General features: G+C 73.1%; 7 protein-coding genes and 1 pseudogene. 3 read left to right on the top strand and 5 right to left on the bottom strand.

Going from position 1 to position 6,076, the window contains the following annotated elements:
• Nucleotides 1-211: 211 nt before the first annotated feature.
• Genes RDU12_RS11325 through ccmC form a run of 3 tightly spaced genes read right to left on the bottom strand, consistent with a single transcriptional unit; the run spans nucleotide 212 to nucleotide 1,696 of the window.
• On the bottom strand, nucleotides 212-805 hold the full coding sequence (locus RDU12_RS11325; RefSeq protein WP_308684665.1) for a DsbE family thiol:disulfide interchange protein: 594 nt from the start codon (nucleotides 803-805) through the stop codon (nucleotides 212-214).
• Nucleotides 802-969: a heme exporter protein CcmD gene (gene ccmD, locus RDU12_RS11320; protein ID WP_308684663.1), complete on the bottom strand. Its 168-nt coding sequence runs from the start codon at nucleotides 967-969 to the stop codon at nucleotides 802-804. The genes RDU12_RS11325 and ccmD overlap by 4 nt, the downstream gene beginning before the upstream one ends.
• A gap of 4 nt (nucleotides 970-973) precedes the next feature.
• Complete coding sequence (ccmC, locus tag RDU12_RS11315; protein WP_308684662.1) at nucleotides 974-1,696, bottom strand: heme ABC transporter permease CcmC; 723 nt, start codon at nucleotides 1,694-1,696, stop codon at nucleotides 974-976.
• Between the two features lie 137 nt (nucleotides 1,697-1,833).
• Here ccmC and RDU12_RS11310 point away from each other — a divergent pair, with 137 nt between their 5' ends.
• From RDU12_RS11310 to RDU12_RS11300, 3 genes are all read left to right on the top strand, one after another.
• Nucleotides 1,834-3,339 carry a S41 family peptidase gene (locus RDU12_RS11310; RefSeq protein WP_308684660.1) on the top strand — a complete coding sequence of 502 codons (1,506 nt, stop codon included), beginning with the start codon at nucleotides 1,834-1,836 and terminating at the stop codon, nucleotides 3,337-3,339.
• A 9-nt stretch (nucleotides 3,340-3,348) separates the two neighbouring features.
• Nucleotides 3,349-3,573: an alkylphosphonate utilization protein gene (locus RDU12_RS11305; protein ID WP_259550722.1), complete on the top strand. Its 225-nt coding sequence runs from the start codon at nucleotides 3,349-3,351 to the stop codon at nucleotides 3,571-3,573.
• Nucleotides 3,574-3,680: 107 nt separating this feature from the next.
• Nucleotides 3,681-5,183, top strand: coding sequence for a peptidase S41 (locus tag RDU12_RS11300; protein WP_308684658.1), 1,503 nt, complete (start codon nucleotides 3,681-3,683; stop codon nucleotides 5,181-5,183).
• Nucleotides 5,184-5,205: 22 nt separating this feature from the next.
• Here the strand turns inward: RDU12_RS11300 and ccmB are convergent, their stop codons facing one another.
• Both ccmB and RDU12_RS11290 read right to left on the bottom strand, forming a co-directional pair.
• Complete coding sequence (gene ccmB, locus RDU12_RS11295; protein WP_308684655.1) at nucleotides 5,206-5,871, bottom strand: heme exporter protein CcmB; 666 nt, start codon at nucleotides 5,869-5,871, stop codon at nucleotides 5,206-5,208.
• Nucleotides 5,868-6,076: pseudogene (locus RDU12_RS11290) on the bottom strand (heme ABC transporter ATP-binding protein CcmA); the annotation flags it as partial. The gene ccmB and the pseudogene RDU12_RS11290, both read right to left, overlap by 4 nt.

Raw genomic sequence — 6,076 nt, 5'->3', positions numbered from 1 at the left:
CCGGCGCGGGGCTCGGCCCGGCCTCCATCGGCGCGCCGACCCTGTCGAGGGCCGCGCGGAAGAAGTCCGAGCGCGAGGCGCGGACCGGGAACGGCGGGCTCTGCGCCGGGAACAGCGGTGAGGGGACCGGGGGACGAATCGCGCTCATGCCGACAGGGTTAACGAAATCCGTCGGAAATGGGTTAACGGCGTCCGGCCCGGCGTCGCGGGATCAGCGTGTCGCGGCGGTCGGCAGCGGGCGCGGCGGGGCCTGGATGGCCGCCACCAGCCGGTCGATCTCGGCCTGATCGACCAGCGGCCCCGAGCTCTTGCCCACGACCCGGCCCATGGCGTCGACGGCGAAGGTCTCGGGGGCGCCGGTGATGCCGAGGTCGAGGCCGGCGCGGCCGTCCCGGTCGACCAGCACCATGGAATAGGGATCGCCCAACTCGTCGAGGAAGGCCCGGGTGTCGGCCGGATCGTCCTTCCAGGCCACGCCGACGACGGCGACGCCCTGCGCCTTCAGCGCCATCAGATTGGGGTGCTCGATCTTGCAGGGCGCGCACCAGCTGGCGAAGACATTGATCAGCATCGGCTTGCCGACGCCGGCGGTCTTCAGGTCGAGCATGCCCGGGCCCGCCGTCGCGCCGGTCAGCATGGGCAGGACCGTCTCCGGCACCGGCTGGCCGACCAGGGCGTCGGGCCGGTATTCGCTGCTGCGGCCCTCGGCCAGCGACCGGCCGGTGAAGTCGCCCAGCCGGACGGCGGCGAAGGCCACCAGGGCGACGAGCGCGAGCAGGGGTATGACGGCGAACCAGCGGTTCATCGACGGTCCTCCGCCGGTTGATCGGCTTCGAGCCGCTTCAGCTCGGCCGACCAGCGGCGAGCGGCGAGCAGGGCGCGGGCGGCGAGGGCGCCGAGCACGACGGCGCTGATCGCCCAGGCGGGCCAGACGAAGGCGCCGTAGGGGCTCATGTCGAGATCGGGCATGCGGTCAGGCCTCCAGGGCGCGGCGGGCGCGGACCGACAGAACCCGCCGCCGTACGACCTCGGTGCGGATGGCGGTCAGCCAGAGCGCCAGGAACAGGACGCCCCAGGCCGCCATCATGGTCAGCAGGGGGGTCAGATAGACCGGCGGCATGGCCGGGCCGTCGGCCCTCATCAGCGAGGCCGGCTGGTGCAGGGTGTTCCACCAGTCGACCGAGAATTTGACGATCGGCAGGTTGATCAGGCCGACCAGACCCAGCACGGCGGCGGCCCGGGCGGCCTTGGCCTCGTCGTCGATCGAGGCGCGCAGGGCCATGTAGCCGAGGTAGAACAGGAACAGGATCAGCACCGACATCAGCCGGGCGTCGCCCCAGGCCCACCAGGCCCCCCACATCGGCTTGCCCCACAGGCTGCCGCTGACCAGGGACAGGGCGGTGAAGGCCGCCCCGGGCAGGGCCGCGGCGCGGGCGGCGGCGTCGGCCAGCGGATGGCGGAACACCAGGGCGAAGAAGCTCGACACGCCGAGTGCGGCGTAGGCGGCCAGGCCGACCGAGGCGGCGGGCACATGGACGAACATGATCCGCACCGTGTCGCCCTGGCGGAAGTCCTCCGGCGCGGCGAAGGCCAGCCAGGTCGCCACGGCCAGCAGGACGACGGCCAGCCCCCAGACCACCGGCATCAGCGGTCGGGTGAAGCGCAGGAAGCGGTCGGGATTGGCGAGGCCGAACATGCCGCGCCGATTACGCGCCGACCGCGCGCGCGGCAAGCGGGCGCGCGGTCGCGGGCCGCATTACCAAGCCTTAAGTGGCGCGCAGGCGAGCGTGGCCGTAGAGGCGGACCACCGTCCATTCAAACCCGGTCATCCCGATGTCCCGACCCCTCGCCGCCGCGTCCGCCGTCGTTCTGGCGCTCGCCGCCTTCTCCGCGCCCGCCCTGGCCCAGGACGCCGCGCCCACGCCCGCGCCCGAGAACTGGGGAACCGCCCTGGCGCAGGACGCCCAGGCCTTCCACGACGCCATCGTCGACAGCCATCCCGGGCCGGTCGACGTCGAGAATCCCGGGTTCAACCCCCATCTGGAGGCCGGCCTGGCCGAGGCGCTGGAGCGGGCGCGGACGGCGGACAGCTATGAGGACTGGTATTTCGCCCTGCAGGAATACGCCGCCTCGTTCAACGACGGCCATCTGAGCCTGTCGGGCTGGGCCGGCATGGGGCATGTCTGGACCGCGCACTGGCCCGGTTTCCTGACCGGTCTGCGCACCGGACCGGACGGCGAGCGCCATGAGGTGGTGTTCAGCCGCGACCCGGCCGCTCCGCCGGAGGGCGCGGTCCTGATCGGCTGCGACGGTCGGTCGGCCGGAGATCTGGCCGCGGAGATGATCGGCCGCGGGGCCGGGCGCTGGTCGCTGCCGTCGCGCCGCGCGATCTTCGCCTCCACCCTGTTCGTGGACCAGCACAATCCCTGGGTCCGCCGCGCCGAACAGTGCGAGTTCCGCGTCGGCGCGGAGACGCGCCCCTATCAACTGACGTGGCGCGAATTGCCGGACGCCGTCCGTGACGAGGGCTTCGCCGCCGCGCGCAGCCCCCGCTTCACCGCCCCGATCGAGCTGCGCGCGTGGAGCGGCGGCCAGTGGATCGGCCTCGGCGGCTTCAACGGCGATCCGGCCAGCGCCGACGGCATGGCCCTGACCGCCCTGCAGTCGGCGGTCGAGGCCCGGGCGGACGAGATTCGCGAGGCCCCGGCCGTAGTCTTCGACCTGCGTGGCAACGGCGGCGGCTCGTCGGCCTGGATCAACGCCCTGGCGGCGACCCTGTGGAGCGAGGCCGAGGTCAAGGCCCGCTCTCCGGAGGCCGAGGCCGTGGACTGGCGGACGTCGGAGAAGAACCTCGCCACCATCGAGGAATACAAGGTTCTGATGGGGTCGAACCCCGAGGTTCTGGCCTGGCTGACCGCGATCGCCGACGGCCTGCGGGCCGCCCGCGAGGAGGGCCGGCCGCTGTGGCGTCAGCCGGACGAGGAAGAGGCGACCGCCGCGCCGCCCGCCGGGCCCTCGCCGATGAAGGCGCGGACCTGGGTCCTGACCGATTCCGGCTGCGCCTCGGCCTGCCTCGACGCCGTCGATCTGCTCAAGGCCCTGGGGGCGACCCATGTCGGCCAGGAGACCTCGGGAGACACCGCCTATATGGAGATCCGCGAGGAGCCCCTGCCCGGCGGCCGCGTCGTCGCGCGGATTCCGATGAAGGTCTATCGCGGCCGTCCGCGCGGCGACAACGAGACCCACGTCCCTGTCCACGAATGGCGCGGCGCCCTGGCCGACACGGCCGGGATCGAGGCCTGGCTCGCCGGACTCGACGCCGCCGCGGCGAGGCGGTAGGCGGGTTCCATGACCGACGATCCGACCAAAGACAGCAACGGCAACGTCCTCGCCGACGGCGACAGCGTGACCCTGATCAAGGACCTCAAGGTCAAGGGTTCGGGAGGGGTGACGCTGAAGCGCGGGACCCTGGTCAAGAACATCCGCCTGACCGGCGACCCCGACGAGATCGAGGCCAATGTCGAGAAGGTGCGCGGCCTCGTGCTCCGGACCGAGTTCGTCAAGAAGGCCTGATCGGGTCTCCGCCCGGCGGGTCGGCCGGGGGCGAATTACCAACTCTTAAGTGGCTCCTGCGCGAACGTTGTTTCACAAGGCGACGTCCCCGCAGCCGGAGTCCGCCCTTGAACACGACCGCCGCCGCCCTCGCCCTTGTCGCCGCCCTTGCCGGAGCCGGCCCCGCCCTCGCGCAGGAAACGCCGCCGCCCGTCGCCGCACCGGCGGACTGGGGCCAGGCGCTGCGCGAGGACGCCCGGGCGTTCCACGACCTCATCGCCGACTCCCATCCGGGGCCGGTCGATCCGGAGAACCCCGGCTTCCGCGCCCTGCTGGACGGCGGGCTGCGGACCGCCCTGACCCGGGCCGAAACGGCGCAAACCTACGAGGACTGGCATTTCGCCCTGCAGGCCTATTCGGCCTCGTTCGATGACGGCCATCTGGGCCTGTCGGAGTTCGCTCCGATGGGACACGAGTGGCGCCGCCGCTGGCCGGGATTCCTGACGACCCTGCGCGGAGACCGGGTCGAGATCGCGTTCAGCCAGGGTGGCGAGCGGCCGCCGGCGGGGGCGCGGCTGATCTCGTGCGACGGCCGGGACGCGGACGCCCTGGCCGCCGAACTGCTGGGCCAGGGGGCGGGACGGTGGTCGCTGCGGTCGCGGCGCGTCGCCGTGTCCGCCTCGCTGTTCGTCGACTATCACGATCCCTACGTGACCCTGCCGCAGACCTGCGTGTTCGAGACCGACGGTCAACAGCGGACGTGGAGCCTGGCCTGGGCGCCCCTGACCGACGAGGAGGTCGACGAGGCCTTCGCCGCGGCCAGTCCCCGACGCCACGTCACCGGCGTCGGCCTGCGCGCCATCGACGGCGGCTACTGGATCGAAATGGGATCGTTCGACCCGGACGCCTCCAGCGAGCAAGGGATCCAGCTCACCGCCCTGCACGAACAGGTCGTGGCGTCCGCCGACGCCATCCGCGCCGCCGACGTCGTGGTCTTCGACCTGCGTGGCAACAACGGCGGCTCCTCCACCTGGAGCACGGAGATCGCCAAGGCCCTGTGGGGCGCGGCGTGGATCGACGACCGCGTGAAGGGGTCGGAGGGAGTCGACTGGCGCGCATCGCCCGCCAACCTCGCGGCGGTGGTCGAATACCAGCGGATGTTCGCCGACAACCCCGACCTCGCCGACTATTTCGACCGGATGGTGACCGGCCTGGGCGCGGCCGTGGAGCGCGGCGACGCCCTGTGGCGCCAGCCCGACTTCAGCGACGGCGACGAGGCGGCGGCGGCGCAGGCCGGGCCGCCGACGACCGCCATGCGGGCGCGAACCTGGGTATTGACCGACTACGGCTGCGCCTCGGCCTGTCTCGACGCGGTGGACGTGCTGACGGCCGCCGGGGCGACGGTTATCGGCCAGGAGACCTCGGCCGACACGGTCTATATGGAGGTCCGCCGCCAGGCCCTGCCGAGCGGCCGGGCCCAGACCCATCTGCCGATGAAGGTCTATCGCGGCCGGGCGCGGGGCAACAACGAGACGGTGGTTCCGGCCCACGTCTGGACGGGCGACATGTCCGACACGGCCGGCCTCGAGGCCTGGGTGGCGCAGCTGGACCCCGCCGCGACCAGCCGCTAGTCCCGCTTTCGCCGGGTGGACGCTAGCCCTGCGCGTTGCGGATCGCCGCCGCGCCCGCGAACGGCGTGACCACGGCGGCGAACAGCACATAGGCCAGAAGGAAGGCCAGGGCGGGCGCCGGCGACAGGCCGCTCACCGTCCGCTCCAGCGCGCCCGCGCCGAACACCACCGGCGGGATGAACAGCGGCAGGACGACGACCGCGATCAGCAGGCCGCCCCGCTTCGAGCCCAGCGCCAGGGCCGCGCCGAGCGCGCCGGTCAGGGCGAAGCCGAGGGCGCCGATCAGGGCCGACAGCGCGACCAGCGGGGCCTGTTCCGGGGCCAGGCCGAGGGTGATGGCGGCGACGGGCGCGGTGAAGGCCAGGGGGACGCCGACCGCCAGCCACTGGGCCGCGGCCTTGGCCAGCACGGTCAGCTCCAGCGGAACCGGGCCGAGGGCGATCAGGTCCAGGGCCCCGTCCTCAAGGTCGCGCTCGAACAGCCGCTCCAGCGACAGGATCGACGACAGGGCCAGGGCCAGCCAGGCGATCCCGCCGGCGATGGCCTTCAGACCGGCCGGGTCGCCGCCCGCCGCCAGCGGCACCAAGGCGGTCAAACAAAGAAAGAAGCCGCAGGCCAGCAGCGGCCCGCCGCCGCCGGACCAGGCCAGGGCCAGCTCGCGCCGGAACAGGATGGCCAGGGCCCTCACCGCCCGGCTCCGATATCGACCGCCCGCGCGGCCACCGGCAGGGGGTCGTGGACGGCGGCGAGGATGGCCCCGCCCTTGTCGATGTGCGCCTGCATCAGCAGGCCGAGCGCGGCGCGCCAGCGGGCGTCCAGCGGCGCGAACGGCTCGTCCAGCAGCCAGACCGGCCGGGGCGCGGCGATCAGCCGGGCGAAGGCGAGCCGGCGGC

This window comes from Brevundimonas sp., from assembly GCF_031082345.1.
GTDB lineage: Bacteria > Pseudomonadota > Alphaproteobacteria > Caulobacterales > Caulobacteraceae > Brevundimonas.
This window is presented reverse-complemented; position numbering and strand designations above follow the sequence as displayed.